Below are 18,622 nucleotides of genomic sequence, written 5' to 3' on the forward strand. Positions count from 1 at the left end.
TCTTGGCGGTCATGACAGGTCCGTGATCGGGGCGATGCATGATGCCTGCCGCCGCAGGCAAAGGCAATCCACCGTCATTGTCGCCGATACGGAGATAAAATTCCACGACTGGCGCCATTTCGGCGCAAACGTCGCCGCGCTATCTTGAGCGCATCCCAGACAGGAGCCCAGGACCATGGCCAGCAGTGACGCCCCCCTTCAGATCGGCCGCGTGGCGCTGATCGTCAACGATCTGAACCGGATCGGCGATTTCTACCAATCCGTGATCGGACTGAACCGGATTTCCGGTGATGGCGAAAGCCTGACGCTGGGCCAGGGCCAGCAGGCGCTGGTCGAACTGCGTCAGGATCGGGCCGCTCGCCCGCGCCCGGAGGAAGCCGGGCTGTTCCATACCGCCTTCCTGCTGCCCGACCGCGCCGCGCTGGGCCGCTGGCTGCGCCACGTGGCCGATGCCCGCCAGCCGCTGACCGGGGCCTCGGACCATCTGGTCAGCGAAGCCTTGTATCTGCGCGACCCCGAGGGCAACGGGATCGAGGTCTATGTGGACCGTCCCCGCGACGCCTGGCCACGCCGGGGCGATCAGGTGGTGATGGATACACGTCGGCTGGATCTGGCCGATCTGGCCGCCGCCGCCGACGGCCGCTGGACCGGCGCCCCCGACGGCACCGTCATCGGCCATGTGCACCTGCAGGTGGGCGATCTGGCCCGGGCCGAGGCGTTTTATACCGACGGGTTGGGCATGAAGCGCATGGCCCATGTGCCCGGCGCCAGCTTCTTTGCCAGCGGCGGCTATCATCACCATCTGGCCACCAATGTCTGGCACAGCCGCGGTGCCGGACCGCGCAGCGCCGATGCCGCCGGCCTGGCCGAGGTGGTGCTGGCCGCCGACCCGGAACCTTTGCACCGGCTGGGCACCGGGCCGCTGATCGATCCCTGGGGCAGTCAGCTGCGGGTCGAGGCCAAGCCCGCCGCCTGACCGGCGGGCTGCCACAGCCCGTTCCGCCGCGAAAAGCGCAGTTCCTGCGGCGGACGAAAACCCGGCTCGTCCATCGGCGCGACGTGACGGATCACCCGCAGGTCGGAGCCATCGCAGTCCAGCACGCAGAATTCGTTCTGCAGGTCGCCGGGGCGGGCGCACAGCGCGGTCCCGGCCTGCAATTGCAGCAAGGGCCGTCCCTGCGGACCCAGAAAGGCGCCAAGCGACCAGCGATGCAGATGTCCGGACAGCACCAGATGCACGCCCTCGGCCTCGAATCGGCCCAGCGCGGTCGTCGCCCCCTGCATCAGCGCCTTGTCCACCTGCGGGCCCTGCTGCATCGGATGGTGCAGGGCCACGATATTGATGCACCCCGCCTCGAGCCCGGCAACGACGCGGGCCACCTGTTCCCGGGTGATGATGCCGCGCTGCCAGGCAAGGGGATCGACACTGTTGACCCCCTGCACGCGCACGGTGCCGACATGCCCGGTGGGCTCCAGTTCCGGGGCGATGTGCCGCTTCCATCGCACATAGGGGGTCAGCATCCGGTCCATCAGCTTGAACAGCGGAATGTCGTGATTGCCCGGCACCGCGATCAAGGGGGCCTCGATCCGGCGCAGGAAAGCGGCGGCCTGGATGAATTGCGCCGAACGGCCGCGATGGGTCAGATCGCCGGTGACGACCACCAGATCGGCGCCCGCAGCGTTGACCCGGTCCAGCAGCGCGGCCTCCAGCGCCGCGCGCTCATACCCGAAATGCAGATCGGACAGATGCAGGATTCGGGTCATGCTGTGCCGGGCCCGTTATCCATGCCCGCCGCCGCGGCCGGTTCTGGCGCCGGCACCAGAACACGCAAGGCCCGCCGCCGCACGCGGCAATCGAACGGCGACTGCATCCATGTCTTTTCCCCGTCATGGGCGACATACTGCCGGCTACGCAAGGTTTCGATGCGGATTTCGGGGGCGGTGATCAGGTCGAAATCCTGATAGCGCGCCGACTTGCCCAGCGCCAGGCGCAGGGCCGCCCGCACCAGCGGCCCCGGCCGGCGCGCCCGCGCAATGAGCAGCGCCAGATCGCCGGCCCGCACGCGGTCGGCCCCCTCGAGCCCGAAACTGTCCAGCTGATAGGCACTCTTGGCGACAAAGACCAGGGCGCTCACGAACTGGCGCTGCTGGCCGTTTGCGGTGACGATCAGCCGCAGCGGCCGGCGCAGGTTCCACAGCGCCGCCACCGCCGACCAATAGGCCGCCAGGCGCGAGCGACCCCAGCGCCGATAGACATCCTCGCGATGCTTCAGGATCTCGGGATAGGCGCCGAAGCTGACATTGTTCAGAAACACCATGCCGTTCATGTCGCCGACATCGACCAGGCGCAGGCGCGGCGCCTCGAACATGCGCAGCGCCTCGTCGGGGGTTTCGCCGCTGCCGAGGTCGCGGGCGAAATAGTTGAAGGTGCCGCCGGGAATGACCGCCATCGCCGCCGGGCTGTCGGCCACGGCGGCCGCCACCGCAGCCTGCGTGCCGTCACCGCCGACCGAAACGATCAGGTCGCAGCCCTGCGCGATCGCCTGCCGCGCCAGTCCCGTCAGATCGGCACCGCTGCCGCTGTCCCGCAGCGTCAGGCTGGCCACGCGTGGCGCCAGCACCCGTTCCAGCCGTTCCGCGATCTGGTCGCCGGCCTGCCGTCCCGAGCCCATGTTGACAAGAACGCAGACCCGCGCCCGGCTCAGGTCGAATGGCTGCCCTGTGGCGGCGTCCGGGCCGGGAACCTGCGGCACGGCGTCGTCATCGATGCGAACCGGACTGGACATGCGGGCACCTGCGATTGGCTACGGCCCCGAACCCCGCGCGATGCAACCGGGTTCCCGCCGCGACACGATTTTGCCGTGACAGCCGCCACATCGTGTCGGAAAGTTAATACCTGATTTTTTTACTTGCCTTTGCGGCGTCGCTTTGCCAGAACGATGCCGGAAGCCATGGGCGGACCTGTCGTGGTCCCCGCCCAGGTCGCAAAGCGTCGACCGCCCGCCACCCCACCGATAGCCATAGCCCGAACACCCGGGCCGGGTCGCCGCCGTGTTGCGCGCCTTGCGGGGCGCGGGGGTGTTCCGGTCTGCAGTCCGAGATTTCGCATGAACCTGCCTCTTTCCCAGACCGCCGCGACGACGGCGATGCCCGTAAGTCAGCCGGCGCCCTTCCGTTTCAGCGGACCCGAGGGCAGCATGACGGCACGAACCGGCCTGCGCCTGCCGCCCGGTCCGGCCAGTGATCGCAGCCAGCGTGCGGCAGCGGCCCTGAACGGCAGCCCGACCGCGGTGGTCGGCGGTGCCCTGCCCTTTGACCGCGACGCCGAAGATTGCCTGTGGCATGCCGATCCTGCCGCGGATGCGTCGCCCGAACCTGTCACCGACCCCATGCCTGCCGCCTGCGAATGGCATGTGCGCGCCGAGCCGGAACCATCCCGATATGCGCAAATGGTCCGGCATGCCCTGGGGCTGATGACGCCGGCGCGCGGGGATGGGCTGCAAAAGATCGTTCTTGCCCGCAGCCTGCTGCTGCAGGCACCGCGACCGATCCCGGTGCCGACACTGATGGCTCGGTTGCAGGCCGATCCGGCAATTACCGCCTTTTGCGTCGCGCTGCCCGGGGGGCGCAGGCTGTGCGGTGCGACGCCGGAACTGCTGCTGGCCAAGCGCGGCGGTGCCATCCGTTCGCACCCGCTGGCCGGATCGGCGCGACGGCTGCCAGACCCGGCCGCCGATCGCGATGCCGCGCGCCGGCTAGAAGCCTCCGAAAAGGACCATCGCGAACATGCCCTGGTGGTCGAGGCGATTCTGGATACGCTTGCGCCCCACTGCCGGCAGCTTGCCTGCCCCCAGGGCACGACGGTGACCGCCACCCGCAGCATGTGGCATCTGGGCACGGCCATCCACGGCCGGTTGCGCGACCCCGACATGCCTTCGATCGCACTGGCCACGGCGCTGCATCCCACGCCGGCCGTCTGCGGCGTTCCCGCGCAAAAGGCCGCCGAGGAAATTTCACGGATCGAGCCCGTGCCCCGCGATTTTTACGCCGGGGCGGTGGGCTGGTGCGATGCCCGGGGCGACGGGATCTGGCATGTCGCCATCCGTTGCGCGCAGATCGACGGCGCGCAAGCCCGTCTTTATGCCGGGGCCGGTATCGTTGCCGGCTCGGACCCCAGCGCCGAAACGGCCGAGACCGCCGCCAAGTTCGGGGCGCTGCTGAGCGCGCTGGGGCTACCGCCCGATGCGGCATCCGCGCTGGAATGCGACGCGGATCGCAGTTTTGCCGGGGGCGCGTGATGGCCCTGCCCGCAATTACCCCATACGATCTGCCCGCCGCCCGCGATCTGCCCGCCGCGCGGGCCCCGTGGCAGCCGCAGCTGCCACGGCTGGCACTGCTGGTGCACGACATGCAGAACTATTTCTGTCGCCCCTTCAACGCGGCCGCGCCCTTGCCCCGGGTCATCGACCATGTCGCTGCCCTGCTTGCAGCCGCACGTGCAGCAGGTGTCCCGGTGTTCTACACCGCCCAGCAGGGCGACCAGTTTCGCCCGGACCGTGGCCTGCAAGCCGATCTTTGGGGCCCCGGGATGCAGGCCATCCCCGAACATCAGGACATCCTGCCCGAACTGGCCCCCCGGTCAGGCGACATCGTTCTGGTCAAGCATCGCTACAGCGCCTTTCAACGCTCGAACCTGGCCAGCCTCATGAGGGCAAGGGGGCGCGACCAACTGCTGATCTGCGGCGTCTATGCCCATATCGGCTGCCTGGCCACCGCGCTCGAGGCGTTCCAGCGCGACATCCAGCCCTTTGCCGTCGCCGACGCGCAGGCCGATTTCTCGCGCCGCGATCTCGATATGGCCATGACCTGGATCGCCGCCACCTGTGGCGTGGCGCTGACCACTGCGGCCGCGCTGGAGGCGCTGCGCGCCGGCCCGGGCGGGGAGGATGCGGCATGCAACTGACCGGATTTCGCGATCGTGCGGCTTTGGTGACGGGCGCCGCCGGTGGCATCGGCCGCGCCGTGGTCGAGGCTCTGAGCAAGGCCGGCGCCTATGTGATCGCCACCGACACCGCGGCTGCGCTGCAGTCGGCACCCCTGCCCGGGATCGATTGCCGGCCAATGGATGTGCGGGACGCCGAAGCCGTCACGGCAACGGTCGCCGACATTGTCGCCGAACAGGGATCACTGCCTCTGGGCGTGCATGCGGCGGGCGTGTTGAGCGTGGGGCCGATAACCCGGATGAGTGCAGAGGAATGGCACCGGGTGATCGATGTGAACCTGACGGGCACATTCCACGTCGCCGGCGCATTGGGCCGGGCGATGGCGCAGGCCGGCGGCGGCGCGATCGTCGCCGTCAGTTCCAATGCGGCCGGAATCCCGCGTATGAACATGGGGGCCTATGCGGCCTCGAAAGCGGCCGTCAGCATGCTGATCCGCTGCCTGGGGCTGGAACTGGCCAGTCGCGGCGTGCGCTGCAACATCGTCGCCCCCGGATCGACACTGACCCCGATGCAGACCGGAATGTGGGATCATCGCCACGGTCACGGAGAAGAGCAGGTGATCGCGGGCGATCTGGCGCAATTCCGCACCGGCATTCCCCTGGGCAAGCTTGCAAGCCCCGGCGATATCGCGCAGGCGGTGATGTATCTGCTGTCGGAACAGGCCGGCCATGTGACCATGGCCGACCTTTACGTGGACGGCGGGGCGACGCTGCGCGCCTAGGGCAGCGTCGCTGACTGACGCTCGGATATCAGCGTCCACCAGGCGGCCAATGTCGGATCGGCCGCCAGTTCCTGGAAACTGACGGGAATGCCCAACGCGCACAGCTCCTGCGCAAGGGACATGACGGAAATGGAATCAAGGCCGTAAAGCACCAGATTCTCGTTCTGATCGACCGGAGTCTCATCCTCGATCAGGCGCTCGATGCGCGATTGCAGCCAGGCGCGGTCGATGCGGGCGGTTTCTGTCATGGTCATCCTCTCAGGCTGGGGTGGTCGCGGCCAGACTGTCCCGCAGCCGGCGCTTGTCGATCTTGCCCACGGCCGTCAGCGGCAATTCCGGCATGGGGCGGAAACGGTCGGGCAACTTGTATTCGGCCAGGCCCAGCGCCAGCAGGTGTCGCCGCAGGGCGGGCGCCGACAGGCGGGCGCCGGCGCGCATGACCAGGCAAGCGCAGCTTTTTTCGCCCAGATGCGGGTCGGCGACGGCGATCAGCGCCGCCTGCTCGACATCGGGATGCCGCAGCAGCAGAGCCTCGACCTCTTCGGCGGCGATCTTCTCGCCGCCGCGATTGATCTGGTCCTTGATGCGGCCCACCACCCGCAGATAGCCGTTCTGCCGCACCACAAGATCGCCCGAGTGGTAAAATCCGTCCGCATCGAAGGCGGCGCTATTCTGCTCGGGGCTGCGATAATAGCCGCGAAAGGTATAGGGACCGCGCACGGCCAGGGCACCCGGACAGCCGTCGGGAACCGGCCGGCCCTGGCCGTCCAGGACCCGGATCTCATCATCCGGGCTGATCGGCCGACCCTGCGTCGTGAAGATTATTTCGGGCGGATCGTCGCGACGGGTGTAATTGACCAGCCCCTCGGCCATCCCGAACACCTGGATCAGGCCACACCCCAGAACCTGCGGCACGCGCCGCGCCATCGATTCGGCAAGACTGGCACCACCGACCAGCAGCCATTCCAGCGTCTGCAACTGCGCCCGGCGACGCGGATCGTCCTCGACCGCGCGAAGCCACAGCGCAACAGCCGGGGGCACCAGCGGCGCCATGGTCACCCGTTCGGTCGCAATCAGATCCAGACAGACCAGCGGATCGGGCGATCCAGCCAGCACCAATGTACCACCGGCGTGAAACACGCCCAACGCCCCGGGGGAACTCAGCGCGAAATTATGCGGCGCCGGCAAGGGGCACAGGAACCGCGTCCCGGACGTCACGCCGCAGATGCGCGCGCTTTCCCGCACACTGTAGTCATAATCGTTATGGGTGCGCGGCACCAGTTTCGGTGTGCCGGTCGACCCCCCCGACAGCTGAAAGAAGGCCACCTGATCGGCCGGCGTCGGAGCTGCGTCCGACGGCAACGGATCCCCGGGGGTCAGCCAGTGTTCCAGGCTGCAACCGGGATCCTTTTCCCCCAGCAACAGCACCTTCTGGACCCCCGCCGCGCGCAACCGGCTGGCAAAGCTGTCGTCGGCGAAAAGTTCGTGGCTGCGCGCAGCGATCACCAGGCGCGGCCGGATCTGCCGGGCATATTCGGCCATTTCGCGTCCACGGTGACTGAACAGCGCATTGACCGGCACCACGCCGATACGCAGCAGCGCCATGAATACGACATGAAATTCGGCCACGTTCGGCAGCTGCACCAGCGCGGTATCGCCCCGCCCCAGGCCAGCACCCGCCAACCTGCCGGCAAGATTGCGTGCCAGCCTGTCCAGATCGGCGTAGCTGAAACGGCGCGGACCGCAGACAATGGCCGTAGCATCCGGGTCGCGCGCCAGCGTGTCGTCGAGAATACGGGTCAGCGGCCTGTCCAGCCAATAGCCTGCCGCGCGATAGCGCGCGGCCAGATCCTTGGGCCAAGGGGTGAATTCGATCATGTCGGTCCTGCCGGTCTTGGGGAAAAAGTCTTTGCCTGGGCCGGCGTCATGATGCCTTGACCGGGGTCGATAGTTGAGTATTTTTATTTGGTTTTCTCGTGCAAAGCAAGCCAGCCCCGCGTTCCCCCTCGACGCTTTCGCCAGCAGTCCACCCTATCTGACGAATCGCCGGGGCCCGTATCATGAACGAACAGCTTGCCGAGGGCGCATGGTTGCCCCTGACCCTGGCTCAGTTGGATTTCTGGGAGGAGTTCCGTCTCCATCCCGGCGCGGGGGTTTCGACCGTCGCCCATGCCGTCGAGTTGCAGGGCGTCGATCAACCCGCAGCCTTGGCCCGCGCCATTCTGCAGACAATCGCCGAAACAGATGCGATGGCATTGCGGCTGCGACTGGGGCGCGACGGCCAGCCGCGCCAGCGCGTCGCCGCCGGCGCCAGGCCCGATCTGCGCGCGCTGGACCTGGCCGATGCATCGCAGCCACGCGACCGTGCTTTCGAGCTGATGCATCACGATGTCGCGGCACCTCTTGATCTGCTGACGGCGCCGATATCGGCGCAGTGGCTGATCCGGCTGGGTCCAGGACATTACATCTGGTATAATCGCAACCATCACATTGCCGTCGACGGTTACGCCATGGCGCTGATCGAACAGCGTTGCGCGCGGCTTTACACAGCGCATCGCTGCGGGCGCGACAGTGCCTCGGGCCCGAAGCTGCGTCCGTTGCGCGATTATCTTTGCGAAGAGGCCAGCTATCGTGCCAGCTCCCGCCATGACGCTGACGGCCAGCATTGGCAGCGGCTGCTGAGTGACGCGCCCCGGCCGCAGGTCTTGCAGAAGGGATCAGAGAACTATCCCGCCCGACCGCTGGCCGCCGGCCATGACCTGACCGGATTGCGCGCCCCGCTGCTGGCGCAAGCGGAAAGGCTGTCGCTGGGATGGCCCGATCTGGCCAGCATGCTTTGTGCGGTCTGGGCCGGGCTTCGTCTGGATGACGGGGCGGTGCGTCGCGAAATGCAGGGAAAGGCGATCCTCATGCCGGTGTGGCTGCCGTTCATGGGGCGGATGGGCAGTGTCAGCGCCGCCATCCCCGCCCTGGTCGTCAATATCCTGCCATTGCTTGTGCGGCTGGACCCCTCCCGCAGCCTGGCGCAGACCCTGACCGAACTGGCGGGCCAGTTGCGCCTGATGCGCCGTCACGGCCGCTATCGCATCGAACAGATCGCGGCGGACTGCGGCATCGGTCATCGCAGCCGGTTCTTCTTTTCGCCGCTGGTCAATGTGCTGCCCTTTGATCCGCCGCAATTTGCAGGATGCGACTGCGACCGTCACGTGCTGTCGAACGGGCCGGGCGACGGTTTCAATATCACCTTGCGCGGCGATTCGCGTGCCGACGGGTTGCACCTCTGGGTCGAGGCCGACCCGCAGCTGACGCCCGCGGCGGGCTTTCGCGGCCTCGCGGCCGATCTGCCCCGTTTCCTGGCCCGTGGGCTGGAGCCTGCCCGGCTGGATCAACCGCTATACAGGATGATCGAACCCTAGGGCGCCACCGCCGGGGCAGGCAGGTATTCCTGGCGCAGGCAGCCGGCGGCATCACGTCCCCCCGGGCCCGGCCGGGGCGCCGGCGGCAGCTCGAACCCGGCGCACAGGCGGAACTGGCGCGGGCCCAGCAACTCATAGCGATAGGGCTGGCTTGTAAAGGGATCCTGCCGGCGCGGCTGCCAGTCGCAGTCGGGCGCCTGCACGTCAAGGCTTTCGGGCAGACGATCGGCCCGACTGCGGGCGATACAGAAAACCCATTGTGCCAGACTGTGCAGATCGCTTTCGCGCTCGGCGTCGCGGCGTTCCTTGCGGGCCTGAACCGGGCCACCGGTCACGATCAGCCCGGCCACCACCGCCAGCAGTGCCAGCAGCGCCAGCGCCGCAGTTGCCCAGCCCTTAGTCATCCAGCTCATCCCGATAATAGGCCAGCACCAGCCCCGCCACCATCGCCACCAGCAGCGCCTTGGCGGTAAAGCGCGCGGTCAGTTCGCCCCCCAGCAAGGCGTGCAGCGCGACCACTGCATCGCCCAGAAACACCAGCGACGCCCCCAGAAGCGTCAGCGAGGCGAACCAGCGCCGCACCAGCGACCGCCCACGGCTGCCCGCCCCCTGCCGCGCCAGCCGCCGGCCCAACAGCACGAACATGGGGGTAAAGGCGATCAGCGCCGCCATCGACCAGCGTTCGGCATAGGTGTTGCCGCCATAGCCCTGCGCCGGGTCGGGGATGGCCCGGTCGATCAGCGCCATGCCCAACTGGCACAGATGCCAGGCCACCATGCCCAGCGACACGAACAGCAAGCCGTAAAGCAGCGCCTCGCGCGCCGAGGCATAGGGGCGCGGGCGCGGCACAGGCGGCAGGCCCGGCCGGGATTGCCAGCCGTCCAGGGCGGCGGAAATCTCGGGCTCGGACCAGCCGGCATCGGCCAGCGCCTGCCGCAACTGCACGGCCGGCGCGCCCTGCGCCAGCGCAGTCCGCACGAATTCCGACAACTGTTCGGATGGTTTCATGCCCGCCTCGAAATCTTCGGCGCCATCCACACACGAACCGCCCATCCGGTCAAGTCCTCGGCCAACCGACAGTCGCGCGCGGAAGAAGGGCAAAATTTTTCCTTGCGGGGCGATTTTTCCCCTTGCAGCCCCCAGCGCACTCTCATAAATGACGCCTCACCGGCGGCAAGGCCACCGGATACGGAGTGCGGGCGTAGCTCAGGGGTAGAGCATAACCTTGCCAAGGTTAGGGTCGTGAGTTCGAATCTCATCGCCCGCTCCAAAAATCTTCCACAATGGAATGCGAAAAGCGGCCTTCGGGCCGCTTTCGGCTTTTTGGCGATTGGTTTGTTGACGCTTGTGTGTCCCGGGCGCGATCTTGGCAGCCCTGCCGCGCGATGTTATCGATAACATCATGCGTTCCGGCGGCGGTGCCGCGTCCTTGCGAACGCGCCTGCGAAAGGATGTCGCCATGACCGACCCAAGCACAGCCACCGCCCGCATCGGCCTGATCGGACTTGGCACCATGGGCGCGGCGCTGGCGGCCAATATCGCCGAAAAGGGCTTCCCCATCGCGGTCTGGAACCGCACCACCGAGGTCACGCGCCGCTTTCACGCCCAGGCCGGGGCGCTGGCCGATCGCATCATCCCGACCGAGTCCCCGGCCCAGCTGGTCGCCGCCATCGCCGCCCCGCGCACCATCATCCTGATGGTGCCCGCCGGCGCGGCGGTCGATGAGCAGATCGCCGCGCTGGCACCCTTGCTGAGCCCTGACGATCTGATCGTCGATGCCGGCAATGCCAATTTCCACGACACCAACCGCCGCGCGGCGGCCGGTCTGCCGATGCGCTTTCTGGGCATGGGCATTTCGGGCGGCGAGGAGGGCGCGCGCCACGGCCCCGCCATCATGGGCGGCGGCGCCCGCGCCGACTGGGACCGCATCGCCCCGATCATGCAGGCCATCGCCGCCCGGGCCGAGGACGGCACCCCCTGCGCAAGCTGGATGGGCGAGGCCGGTGCCGGACATTTCGTCAAGATGGTCCACAATGGCATCGAATATGCCGACATGCAGATGATCGCCGAGGTTTACGGGGTGATGCGCGACGGGCTGGGCCTGTCCGCCGGCCGAATCGCCGAGCATTTCGCCGACTGGAACCGCGGGGCGCTGCAATCCTATCTGATCGAGATTTCGGCCCGCGTCGCCGCCGCCCGCGACCCCTACGGCGACGGGCCGATGCTGGACGCGATCCTGGACGCCGCCGGGCAGAAAGGCACCGGTCGCTGGACCGCGGTCGAGGCCCAGCACCTGGCCGCGCCGATCCCGGTGATCGAGGCGGCGGTGATGGCGCGCAACGTGTCGGCCCGCATCGGCGAACGCGCCGCCGGCCAGGCGCGATTCGGCGCCGGTGCGCAGGGCTTCGTCATCGCGCCGGCGCTACTGGAACAGGCGCTGATCGCCGGCAAGATCCTGTGCTATGCGCAAGGTTTTGCGATGATCGAGGCCGCCGGCCGCGCCTTTGGCTGGCAACTGGACCTGCCCGGCATCGCCCGGGTCTGGCGCGCGGGCTGCATCATCCGTTCGGCGATGCTGAATGACATGGCGGCTGCCCTGGCCCAGGATCCCGGCCGCAACCTGATGATGGCGCCCCATTTTGCCGGCCTGCTGGAAAGAACCACGCCGGCGCTGCGCCAGTTGCTGGCCCAGGGCATCCTGCACGCCCACCCGCTGCCCGCGCTGGGGGCCGGTCTCGCCTGGTTCGACATGATGCGCACCGCGCGCGGCACCGCCAACCTGATCCAGGCGCAGCGCGACTATTTCGGCGCGCATGGTTTCGAGCGGCTGGACGGCCAGGACCATCATCATGGGCCATGGGCCAGGGACGCCTAGCTCCGCCGTGTCGTTCACGGCCCGGCCTCCTGCCCTGCCCCCAGAACCCCCTTGACCCCGGCGTCGGAAAACCCTAGCAAACCCCAGGCTCCGGCGGGTTGGCGGAGAGGTTACGCAGCGGATTGCAAATCCGTGTAGACCGGTTCGATTCCGGTACCCGCCTCCATTTATCTTCAAAAGGTTAGCCCGCAACAGAGCAGCCTGCCGCGGAACGGTTTTCCCATCGGTTTTCCCTTTTCCCGTTTTGTGCTTCGAACGTTCTTCACGTCTCCGGCCGCGAACCTGCGTGCGGGCGCAAGGGCCGTTCAGCCCAAGTTTAGTTCCCGCCTTAATGGGCATTTAACGCTTGTTCCAACATTGTTCGTGTGCGAGTGTGGGAAAAACATTCCCAGGGAGATCAGCCACCATGACCGAGTTTTCCGAGCTTCGCCGTGCCGCGGCTCTCTCGTTGAACGGTGCGGCGGCCCTGCTCGGGGTCTCGAAAAGCACCGTCTACCGCTGGGAACATGGCGAGGTCGCGGCCGAGGCGGAGGCGCTGGCGCGGCTGCGCCGGATGGGCGAGCCGCACCTGCCGCTGGGCGATTTCCGCTTCATCGACCTGTTCGCTGGAATCGGTGGCCTGAGGCGCGGGTTCGACGCCATCGGGGGGCGCTGCGTATTCACCTCGGAATGGGACCGCTTTGCCGAGCGGACCTACCGCGCCAACTTCCGCGACGGGCCGGAGCACCGGTTCGAGGGCGACATCACCAAGGTGGATCCGGCCTCCATCCCGGATCACGACGTGCTCCTTGCTGGCTTCCCCTGCCAGCCTTTCTCCATCGCCGGAGTGTCGAAGAAGAACGCGCTGGGCCGGGCGCACGGCTTTGCCTGCGAAGCACAGGGGACGCTGTTCTTCGACGTCGCGCGGATCATCGAGGCCAAGCGGCCGAAGGTCGTCCTCCTCGAGAATGTGCGGAACCTGCTGTCGCACGACCGTGGGAACACCTTCCGGGTCATCCGCTCGGTGCTGACGCAGGAACTCGGCTACAGGATGGATCACCGCGTCATCGACGCGCGCTGCTTCGTTCCGCAGCACCGCGAGCGGATCTTCATCGCGGCAGTCCGTGGCGATCTCGGGCTCGACGTCGAGCTCAAGACCATGCAGCTGCCGCCGGCCGGGGAAGGCCCGCGCTTCGGCTCCATCCTGCATCGCGAGGACGGGACGGAGACTGATCCTCAGTTTCTCGACGAGCGGGGCCGCGTGCAGGCGCGCTACACGCTTTCCGACCATCTCTGGGGCTACCTTCAGGCCTATGCCGAGAAGCACCGCGCCAAGGGCAACGGCTTCGGCTTCGGCCTGACCGGGCCGAATGACGTCGCGCGCACGCTGTCGGCCCGCTACCACAAGGACGGTTCCGAGATCCTCGTGGATCAGGGGCCGGGGCGGAATCCGCGGCGCCTGACGCCGCGGGAGTGTGCACGGCTCATGGGTTTCGACCGGCCGGGCGGCTCGGATTTCTTGATTCCTGTATCGGACACGCAGGCGTACCGCCAGTTCGGCAACTCGGTTGTCGTGCCGGTGGTGACAGCCGTCGCGCGCCACCTGCGGCCCGTTATCCTGCGGGCTGTCGCCATAGGTCAGGTGCTGGACACCGTCGCTGCGGAGTGAGCCGGTGCGGTACGGTTCCCTGTCGGACCATTTCGTCCGGGTTGCGGCGAAGCGGCTTGCCGTCGTAGAGGCGGACACCCGTCGCTCGAACCAGCACGAGTTCAACGGCGTTGAGGCGCTGCGCAATGTCCTTGGGCCGGAGGAGTTCCGCAACCGCTCTGCCCGGTTCATCTGGCTGGGCGGCGAGAATGAGGGGGTCACGGACACCGCGCCGGTCTCCTGGTATGATTCCCGCCGTAACCAGCCGCACCGCTCGTCCGAGTGGAGGCTCTACTTCAAGGCGAATGCGGTCATGGAGCTGGCCGCCGAGGGCGATCTTCTGGTGATCGGCCTGCGGCCGGACGGGGAGCTCCTTTTCATCGTCGCCCCCGAGCGTTCGACCCTCGAAAACCAGATCGCCTGGCTTTTCGGCCTCGACGGCGAACTGGGCGGCGGTTTCCGTTTTGCGTCCTTCGAAGGGCGCGAGGATCGCGGCTTGGATTTCGTCGCGAATTACGTCCTCGAGGAGCTGGGCATCGAACCGGCCGAGCCCGAGGCCGACCTGCTGGATCGCATCGTGGCCGACTGGGGCCGTGAGTTCCCGCCCTCGCGTGAGCTTTCGGCCGCGGCCCGTAGGCATGCGGTCGCGCCCGACCCGCGCGAGGACGCGGATGGCGCGCTCATGGGCTGGATGGAGTTCGAGGAGGCGCTGTTCCGACGGCTTGAGCGGCGCGTGGTGGCGGAGCGGCTCGGCACGGGGTTTGCGACTGACGGCGAGGCCGATGTCGACGGCTTCCTGTCCTTCTCCCTGTCGGTTCAGAACCGCCGCAAGTCGCGCATGGGCCTGTCGCTCGAGAACCACGTCGAGGCAGTCCTGACCGCCTGCGGCATCCGGCACGAGCGCGGCGCGCGGACGGAGGGCAACAGCCGGCCGGACTTCCTGTTTCCGTCCTCTGCCGCCTACCGCGATCCCTGCTTCGACCCGCTGCTCCTGTCGATGCTCGGGGTGAAGTCGACCCTCAAGGACCGCTGGCGGCAGGTGCTGGCCGAGGCGGCCCGGATCGAACGCAAGCACCTGCTCACGCTTGAGCCGGGCATCTCGGTCGCGCAGACGGACGAGATGATCCGCAACGCCCTGCAGCTGGTCGTCCCGGCCGCGCTGCACCGGACCTTCACCACTCCGCAGGCGGCGTGGCTGATGGATTTCCGGAACTTCCTGGGGGTCGTCGCAGAGCGCCAGGCGCGGGCAGACGCGCGCGGATGACGTCCGCCAGCCGGTCTGCCCGGTGGGTCTCGCACTCCCAGATCACGACGACCTTCCAGCCGAGAGCCTCGAGGGCAGCGCCGTTTTTTGCGTCCCGCTCCGCATTGGCTGTGAACTTGGCCAGCCAGAACCCGGTCCTTGTTCCGGGCACGGTCGCGTTCCTGCATCCTTCGTGCCGGTGCCAGAAGCATCCGTGGACGAACACGGCCGTCCGCAGTGCGGGCAGGACGATGTCAGGCGTGCCAGGCAGGTCGCGGCGGTGCAGGCGGAACCGGAATCCTGCAGCATGCAGCGCCTTTCGGACGGCGATCTCCGGGCCCGTGTCCTTGCCGCGGATGCGCGCCATGTTGGCGCTGCGCGCCTCGGGTCTGAGTCTGTCCGCCATCGACGTCCTTTCTGCTGCGGACAGCCTAAGGCGCCGTCAGCGATTGGCCAGATCGAGCAGCACATCCGCGTGGCAGGGGCAGCCCGGCGGGCACCAGCAGGCCAGCGGGCGCCCGCGAAGTGCTGGCAGACTGGTCAGGACCGCCTGTCGAGCGTCTTCCCGCGCCATCCAGAACGTCTGCCAGCCCTGTTCGTTGAAGGTCGGCGCGCACGGTCTCATCCAGGGGGGACGTTTACCGTCAAGCCAGCGACGATACGCTGCGGCAGCATTGTGACATCTCTGGCACCAGGCGCGCTGCCCTCGCAGCGATTGCCGGCGCGGTCGGGAATGGCAGTGCGGATCGCTTTCCAGTCGGACGGGTAGCGATGTCTGTTTTCCGAGCGAATCGGCATGTCAGTGGCGCGGGTCGAATGGTCGGGAGGCGGCAGCATCTGTGTGGGAGGCATCATGGAACGCTAATCGCGCTGCGATCTCGGAGGCGGACGTTAGCAATTCGACGATGTGTTTCTCCGACAGCTGCAGACTGTAACGGGCGTGGCGGGCGGCGGCGTAGATCAGGTCGGCGGTTGGTAAAGCCGGCACGTCGCTGTCGGCGCTGAAGCGCGCCAGCCGGATGGCAATCACGGCCAGCACGGCTGCGCGGGCCTCCGGGTCGGTCGGGTCGTCTATGTCAATGATCAGACGTCTGGATGTAGGCATGGCGCGCTTAGTCATGGTGCTATGTTTTCGTTCTGCCTGGCGTCCAGCAGGCGGTCTAGCCACGCGATGCTGTCGGTCGGACGGCCGACTACATCCTCAATGCGCCTGATCAGGTGCAACAGCGGATCAATCTCTGCCGCGTCGTCGTCAAGCAGCGTATCGGGGTCGGGCGCGAGTGTTCCGTCATCGTTGCGGCGCAAAGCGCACGAAGATAGGACCAGCGACTCCACCTCGGCGCGCAGTTCCTGTGTGGCCTCACGCAGTAGCGCCAGCGCGCGCTGGTGGATGTCGGCGCGGACATATCCGGTGTCGTCGTCGTCCTGCCGGTGCGCGGACCAGAGGATCAGATCGTCGTCGGACAGCAGCTCTTGTCTGCGCAGCTGGTCGTATTCACCGTGGTCGGTGAGCCAGATTCGCTCAGGTGCTGGCATGGCGTTTCTCATCCGGCAGCACGATCTCCCACCCCTCTGGCACTTGGCGCACGTCGCAGGACGGGCGGATGCGGATGGCCGGTTCCGTCCCGTTCCACGTGATTTCCAGCACACCGCGCGGCAGCTCCTTCATAATGGAAACCAGAGCGGCGGAGTCCTCGATGCGCTTGGCCCACGCGATCACCTCCGGCAGCGCTTCGAGCAGCGCATCCGGAGTTTCGGCGATCACGTTTCCTAGCACGTTGCGGACTTCCTGTTCGGTCCAGCCGGTGTGTTCCACGCACGCACGAATCGCATCGGTCGGGATGCGGGACATCATGCTGCCCCCTGTGACGTGCCTGCGACGAGCTGCAGCCCGGCGCTGGACAGCCACCACCACGAGCTGGCTGGGGTGTTCCCGGTGCCCCATGCGTCCCGGCTGCCGGCGCCGTTGACGAGACCCAGCTGCCAGAGCTCCTGCATCGCCTCGGCGCTGGCGCGCAGGCGGCGGCGGTTGGTGCAGAGGTGAAGCCGCGTGCCGTCCGGCAGGCAGCGCGCATCCAGATCGGCGAGCAGTCGCAGGACGCGGCGCTGATTGGCCGTCAGGCCGCACAGGCCCGGTACCGTGTGCGGCAGCCGCAGTGCGGCATCGCGGCGATGGTTGCGTGGGGCGGTGTCGGCCCAGTCAGGGGCCTCGGTGCTGAGCGCTGGCATGGCATGTCCTTCGTTGACGAGCGGGCTGGCGTGACGACCGGGTTCCGGCAGCGGTCCCGAGCGGGGCGCGCCGCGGATCCACGCGGCTATGTCGAGCGATGTCCAGCGGTTGAGCGGTGTCTTCATTGCAGGTCTCCTTGTTCATGTGAGGATTGACGCCGGCGCTGGGCGCTGAGGGCGTGGCGCTGTTGTCTGGCTGGCCCGGCGTATTTCACGACCATTGCGCGGGCCTTGTGGCCTGTGATCGCCTGAATCTCGTCGTCGCTGCAGCCGGCGGCCGCGAGCTCGGCGGCGGCGGTGTAGCGCCAGCCGTGGATGGTGAAGGCCTCGGCGCCGATGGCGCGCCGGATACGCATCACCTCTGCCGCCACAGCGTGGTAACTGAGCGGCCGCCCGTCTGGTGCGCAGACGATGGTCAGGCCGCGGCGTGGCAGGTCTGCCAGATAGGCGGCCAGTCGGGGCGTGAACGGCACCCACAGCCGCGCGCGGGTCTTGGACTGGCGGACGTCGACGCCGCTGTTGCGGATCGCATCCCAGCGCATTGCGAGGATGTCGCCTATCCTCTGACCGGTGCCGATTCCTAGCTCCATGGCCGTCCGCGCCGGGCTGCCGTGCGGCGCTGCGTCCCCGAACGCCGCAATCATCTCGGTCGGCCAAGGCCGGTGCGGCCCTTCGCCCTCGCGCCGGATGAGCGTGATCCCTTTTGCCGGGTTGTGCGTGAGCCAGCCCATGTCAATGGCCTGCTCGAAGAGCACGCTCAGAACCTGCACGATGTAGTTCGCAAAGCGGAGCCGGTCCCGGTTCTCGTCCCGCGCCCGCAGAACGTGGCGTCGCTCCATCCGCGCTGGCTCCATCTCGCCGAAGGTGGCATCCGCCCATGCCAGAACCTTGTCGTAGTCCGCCTTTGTGCGGGGCGCGAGGCGCGCCCAGCGCGCGGACTCGCGGTAGGCGCGGATCAGCCGTCGGAAGGTGCGTCCGGCCGGCTCCGCAAGCGGGGCGACGCCGCGGCGCGCAGCCGTGTATCGGTCGAGGAAGTCCGGCGCATCCGGCGCCGGCAGCGGGATGCGGTCGCGCCCGCGCTGGAAGTACCAGTAATCGCGGCCCTTGGCGCGCTTGCGCCGGAGATATGGCAGGTCGGGGCGCTTCACCGGCCGGCCCGGAAATCGATGGTGTCGAAGGTCCGGGGCGCCGGCTGCTCGGACTCGGCCGTGGCCTCGATCTCGACGCGGCCGTTGCGGTAGTCGACGACGACGCGGACCTGCCGGGCCCCGCCGCGCAGGGTCGCGCGCACGGCGCTCTCGATCTGGGTGCTGCGGATGGTGGTGGTCATGCGTTCCCCCGTCTGCTGCAGGCATTCTAAAGGGACATTTGTCCCAGTCAACGGTTGAAATCGGAGACAACCGGTGGTAGTCAACCTCCGTCGCATTTGATGTTGGGGTGGCAAGCGATGCGAATCGACAAGGCTTGCGTCGGGACTGCGCTGGCGGAACTGGAATCGGCAATCGCAG

General features: G+C 67.8%; 22 protein-coding genes and 2 tRNA genes. 10 read left to right on the forward strand and 14 right to left on the reverse strand.

Annotated features, from left to right (window positions below):
• Positions 1 to 175 precede the first annotated feature (175 nt).
• Entirely contained in the window at positions 176 to 976 is an 801-nt protein-coding gene (locus tag GB880_RS03165; protein WP_154494125.1) for a VOC family protein, read from the forward strand.
• Here the strand turns inward: GB880_RS03165 and GB880_RS03170 are convergent.
• Both GB880_RS03170 and GB880_RS03175 read right to left on the reverse strand, forming a co-directional pair.
• Positions 943 to 1,764, reverse strand: coding sequence for a metallophosphoesterase family protein (locus GB880_RS03170; protein WP_154494126.1), 822 nt, complete (start codon positions 1,762 to 1,764; stop codon positions 943 to 945). The genes GB880_RS03165 and GB880_RS03170 overlap by 34 nt on opposite strands.
• Positions 1,761 to 2,786 carry a diacylglycerol/lipid kinase family protein gene (locus GB880_RS03175; protein WP_154494127.1) on the reverse strand — a complete coding sequence of 342 codons (1,026 nt, stop codon included), beginning with the start codon at positions 2,784 to 2,786 and terminating at the stop codon, positions 1,761 to 1,763. Before GB880_RS03175 ends, GB880_RS03170 begins: the two co-directional genes overlap by 4 nt.
• A 411-nt stretch (positions 2,787 to 3,197) precedes the next feature.
• Between GB880_RS03175 and GB880_RS03180 the strand changes: the two genes are divergently transcribed.
• The 3 genes from GB880_RS03180 to GB880_RS03190 are packed head-to-tail and all read left to right on the forward strand — an operon-like array spanning position 3,198 to position 5,724.
• Positions 3,198 to 4,298 carry an isochorismate synthase gene (locus GB880_RS03180; protein ID WP_229774439.1) on the forward strand — a complete coding sequence of 367 codons (1,101 nt, stop codon included), beginning with the start codon at positions 3,198 to 3,200 and terminating at the stop codon, positions 4,296 to 4,298.
• The gene (locus tag GB880_RS03185) at positions 4,298 to 4,963 is read left to right on the forward strand and encodes an isochorismatase family protein (RefSeq protein WP_154494129.1); all 666 of its coding nucleotides are present in this window, start codon (positions 4,298 to 4,300) and stop codon (positions 4,961 to 4,963) included. Before GB880_RS03180 ends, GB880_RS03185 begins: the two co-directional genes overlap by 1 nt.
• Positions 4,954 to 5,724 (forward strand): SDR family oxidoreductase, encoded by a 771-nt coding sequence (locus GB880_RS03190; RefSeq protein WP_154494130.1) that lies wholly within the window; start codon positions 4,954 to 4,956, stop codon positions 5,722 to 5,724. The genes GB880_RS03185 and GB880_RS03190 overlap by 10 nt, the downstream gene beginning before the upstream one ends.
• Here GB880_RS03190 and GB880_RS03195 read toward each other — a convergent pair.
• Both GB880_RS03195 and GB880_RS03200 read right to left on the reverse strand, forming a co-directional pair.
• The gene (locus tag GB880_RS03195; protein ID WP_229774440.1) at positions 5,721 to 5,972 is read right to left on the reverse strand and encodes a phosphopantetheine-binding protein; all 252 of its coding nucleotides are present in this window, start codon (positions 5,970 to 5,972) and stop codon (positions 5,721 to 5,723) included. The two genes, GB880_RS03190 and GB880_RS03195, sit on opposite strands and share 4 nt — an antisense overlap.
• A 10-nt stretch (positions 5,973 to 5,982) precedes the next feature.
• Positions 5,983 to 7,602 carry a (2,3-dihydroxybenzoyl)adenylate synthase gene (locus GB880_RS03200; protein WP_154494132.1) on the reverse strand — a complete coding sequence of 540 codons (1,620 nt, stop codon included), beginning with the start codon at positions 7,600 to 7,602 and terminating at the stop codon, positions 5,983 to 5,985.
• A 182-nt stretch (positions 7,603 to 7,784) separates the two neighbouring features.
• Here GB880_RS03200 and GB880_RS03205 point away from each other — a divergent pair, with 182 nt between their 5' ends.
• The gene (locus GB880_RS03205; protein ID WP_154494133.1) at positions 7,785 to 9,140 is read left to right on the forward strand and encodes a condensation domain-containing protein; all 1,356 of its coding nucleotides are present in this window, start codon (positions 7,785 to 7,787) and stop codon (positions 9,138 to 9,140) included.
• On the opposite strand, the gene GB880_RS03210 is transcribed toward GB880_RS03205, so the two are convergent.
• Positions 9,137 to 9,544, reverse strand: coding sequence for a hypothetical protein (locus GB880_RS03210; protein WP_154550643.1), 408 nt, complete (start codon positions 9,542 to 9,544; stop codon positions 9,137 to 9,139). The two genes, GB880_RS03205 and GB880_RS03210, sit on opposite strands and share 4 nt — an antisense overlap.
• Positions 9,537 to 10,193: a DUF5671 domain-containing protein gene (locus GB880_RS03215; RefSeq protein ID WP_229774441.1), complete on the reverse strand. Its 657-nt coding sequence runs from the start codon at positions 10,191 to 10,193 to the stop codon at positions 9,537 to 9,539. The genes GB880_RS03210 and GB880_RS03215 overlap by 8 nt, the downstream gene beginning before the upstream one ends.
• Before the next feature lie 142 nt (positions 10,194 to 10,335).
• Here GB880_RS03215 and GB880_RS03220 point away from each other — a divergent pair.
• The 5 genes from GB880_RS03220 to GB880_RS03240 all read left to right on the forward strand — a co-directional run bounded on the left by GB880_RS03220 (position 10,336) and on the right by GB880_RS03240 (position 14,906).
• Positions 10,336 to 10,410: transfer RNA gene (locus GB880_RS03220), tRNA-Gly, on the forward strand.
• Positions 10,411 to 10,599: 189 nt separating this feature from the next.
• On the forward strand, positions 10,600 to 12,015 hold the full coding sequence (gene gndA / locus GB880_RS03225; RefSeq protein ID WP_154550644.1) for an NADP-dependent phosphogluconate dehydrogenase: 1,416 nt from the start codon (positions 10,600 to 10,602) through the stop codon (positions 12,013 to 12,015).
• A gap of 92 nt (positions 12,016 to 12,107) precedes the next feature.
• Positions 12,108 to 12,181 (forward strand) — tRNA-Cys (locus tag GB880_RS03230).
• 240 nt (positions 12,182 to 12,421) lie between these two features.
• Positions 12,422 to 13,663 carry a DNA (cytosine-5-)-methyltransferase gene (gene dcm, locus GB880_RS03235; RefSeq protein WP_154494269.1) on the forward strand — a complete coding sequence of 414 codons (1,242 nt, stop codon included), beginning with the start codon at positions 12,422 to 12,424 and terminating at the stop codon, positions 13,661 to 13,663.
• A gap of 4 nt (positions 13,664 to 13,667) precedes the next feature.
• Positions 13,668 to 14,906: a type II restriction endonuclease gene (locus GB880_RS03240; protein ID WP_263467281.1), complete on the forward strand. Its 1,239-nt coding sequence runs from the start codon at positions 13,668 to 13,670 to the stop codon at positions 14,904 to 14,906.
• Here the strand turns inward: GB880_RS03240 and GB880_RS03245 are convergent.
• The 8 genes from GB880_RS03245 to GB880_RS03280 form a co-directional block, all read right to left on the reverse strand.
• Positions 14,815 to 15,291, reverse strand: a complete 477-nt coding sequence (locus GB880_RS03245; protein ID WP_154494267.1) for a very short patch repair endonuclease — start codon at positions 15,289 to 15,291, stop codon at positions 14,815 to 14,817. The genes GB880_RS03240 and GB880_RS03245 overlap by 92 nt on opposite strands.
• A gap of 36 nt (positions 15,292 to 15,327) precedes the next feature.
• Entirely contained in the window at positions 15,328 to 15,510 is a 183-nt protein-coding gene (locus tag GB880_RS03250) for a DUF4326 domain-containing protein (protein WP_229774458.1), read from the reverse strand.
• Positions 15,511 to 15,684: 174 nt separating this feature from the next.
• Positions 15,685 to 16,005 (reverse strand): hypothetical protein, encoded by a 321-nt coding sequence (locus GB880_RS03255; RefSeq protein WP_154494266.1) that lies wholly within the window; start codon positions 16,003 to 16,005, stop codon positions 15,685 to 15,687.
• A complete protein-coding gene (locus tag GB880_RS03260) occupies positions 16,002 to 16,421 on the reverse strand; it encodes a hypothetical protein (protein ID WP_154494265.1) in 420 nt (139 codons plus the stop codon). Before GB880_RS03260 ends, GB880_RS03255 begins: the two co-directional genes overlap by 4 nt.
• The gene (locus GB880_RS03265; protein ID WP_154494264.1) at positions 16,408 to 16,740 is read right to left on the reverse strand and encodes a hypothetical protein; all 333 of its coding nucleotides are present in this window, start codon (positions 16,738 to 16,740) and stop codon (positions 16,408 to 16,410) included. Before GB880_RS03265 ends, GB880_RS03260 begins: the two co-directional genes overlap by 14 nt.
• A complete protein-coding gene (locus GB880_RS03270) occupies positions 16,737 to 17,240 on the reverse strand; it encodes a hypothetical protein (protein ID WP_154494263.1) in 504 nt (167 codons plus the stop codon). Before GB880_RS03270 ends, GB880_RS03265 begins: the two co-directional genes overlap by 4 nt.
• The gene (locus GB880_RS03275) at positions 17,237 to 18,262 is read right to left on the reverse strand and encodes a tyrosine-type recombinase/integrase (RefSeq protein WP_154494262.1); all 1,026 of its coding nucleotides are present in this window, start codon (positions 18,260 to 18,262) and stop codon (positions 17,237 to 17,239) included. Before GB880_RS03275 ends, GB880_RS03270 begins: the two co-directional genes overlap by 4 nt.
• Positions 18,259 to 18,444 carry a hypothetical protein gene (locus tag GB880_RS03280; RefSeq protein WP_154494261.1) on the reverse strand — a complete coding sequence of 62 codons (186 nt, stop codon included), beginning with the start codon at positions 18,442 to 18,444 and terminating at the stop codon, positions 18,259 to 18,261. Before GB880_RS03280 ends, GB880_RS03275 begins: the two co-directional genes overlap by 4 nt.
• Positions 18,445 to 18,622 lie beyond the last annotated feature (178 nt).

The organism is Paracoccus sp. SMMA_5_TC (genome assembly GCF_009696685.2).
GTDB lineage: Bacteria > Pseudomonadota > Alphaproteobacteria > Rhodobacterales > Rhodobacteraceae > Paracoccus.

Coding starts and splice junctions, on each gene's coding strand:
- GB880_RS03260 (WP_154494265.1), bottom strand. CDS start 16,421: ATGCCAGCACCTGAGCGAATCTGGCTCACCGACCACGGTGAATACGAC.
- GB880_RS03250 (WP_229774458.1), bottom strand. CDS start 15,510: ATGAGACCGTGCGCGCCGACCTTCAACGAACAGGGCTGGCAGACGTTC.
- GB880_RS03195 (WP_229774440.1), bottom strand. CDS start 5,972: ATGACAGAAACCGCCCGCATCGACCGCGCCTGGCTGCAATCGCGCATC.
- GB880_RS03190 (WP_154494130.1), top strand. CDS start 4,954: ATGCAACTGACCGGATTTCGCGATCGTGCGGCTTTGGTGACGGGCGCC.
- GB880_RS03265 (WP_154494264.1), bottom strand. CDS start 16,740: ATGATGTCCCGCATCCCGACCGATGCGATTCGTGCGTGCGTGGAACAC.
- GB880_RS03205 (WP_154494133.1), top strand. CDS start 7,785: ATGAACGAACAGCTTGCCGAGGGCGCATGGTTGCCCCTGACCCTGGCT.
- GB880_RS03245 (WP_154494267.1), bottom strand. CDS start 15,291: ATGGCGGACAGACTCAGACCCGAGGCGCGCAGCGCCAACATGGCGCGC.
- GB880_RS03200 (WP_154494132.1), bottom strand. CDS start 7,602: ATGATCGAATTCACCCCTTGGCCCAAGGATCTGGCCGCGCGCTATCGC.
- GB880_RS03215 (WP_229774441.1), bottom strand. CDS start 10,193: ATGGGCGGTTCGTGTGTGGATGGCGCCGAAGATTTCGAGGCGGGCATG.
- GB880_RS03270 (WP_154494263.1), bottom strand. CDS start 17,240: ATGAAGACACCGCTCAACCGCTGGACATCGCTCGACATAGCCGCGTGG.
- GB880_RS03170 (WP_154494126.1), bottom strand. CDS start 1,764: ATGACCCGAATCCTGCATCTGTCCGATCTGCATTTCGGGTATGAGCGC.
- GB880_RS03280 (WP_154494261.1), bottom strand. CDS start 18,444: ATGACCACCACCATCCGCAGCACCCAGATCGAGAGCGCCGTGCGCGCG.
- GB880_RS03255 (WP_154494266.1), bottom strand. CDS start 16,005: ATGACTAAGCGCGCCATGCCTACATCCAGACGTCTGATCATTGACATA.
- GB880_RS03185 (WP_154494129.1), top strand. CDS start 4,298: ATGGCCCTGCCCGCAATTACCCCATACGATCTGCCCGCCGCCCGCGAT.
- GB880_RS03210 (WP_154550643.1), bottom strand. CDS start 9,544: ATGACTAAGGGCTGGGCAACTGCGGCGCTGGCGCTGCTGGCACTGCTG.
- GB880_RS03165 (WP_154494125.1), top strand. CDS start 176: ATGGCCAGCAGTGACGCCCCCCTTCAGATCGGCCGCGTGGCGCTGATC.
- gndA (WP_154550644.1), top strand. CDS start 10,600: ATGACCGACCCAAGCACAGCCACCGCCCGCATCGGCCTGATCGGACTT.
- GB880_RS03180 (WP_229774439.1), top strand. CDS start 3,198: ATGACGGCACGAACCGGCCTGCGCCTGCCGCCCGGTCCGGCCAGTGAT.
- GB880_RS03175 (WP_154494127.1), bottom strand. CDS start 2,786: ATGTCCAGTCCGGTTCGCATCGATGACGACGCCGTGCCGCAGGTTCCC.
- dcm (WP_154494269.1), top strand. CDS start 12,422: ATGACCGAGTTTTCCGAGCTTCGCCGTGCCGCGGCTCTCTCGTTGAAC.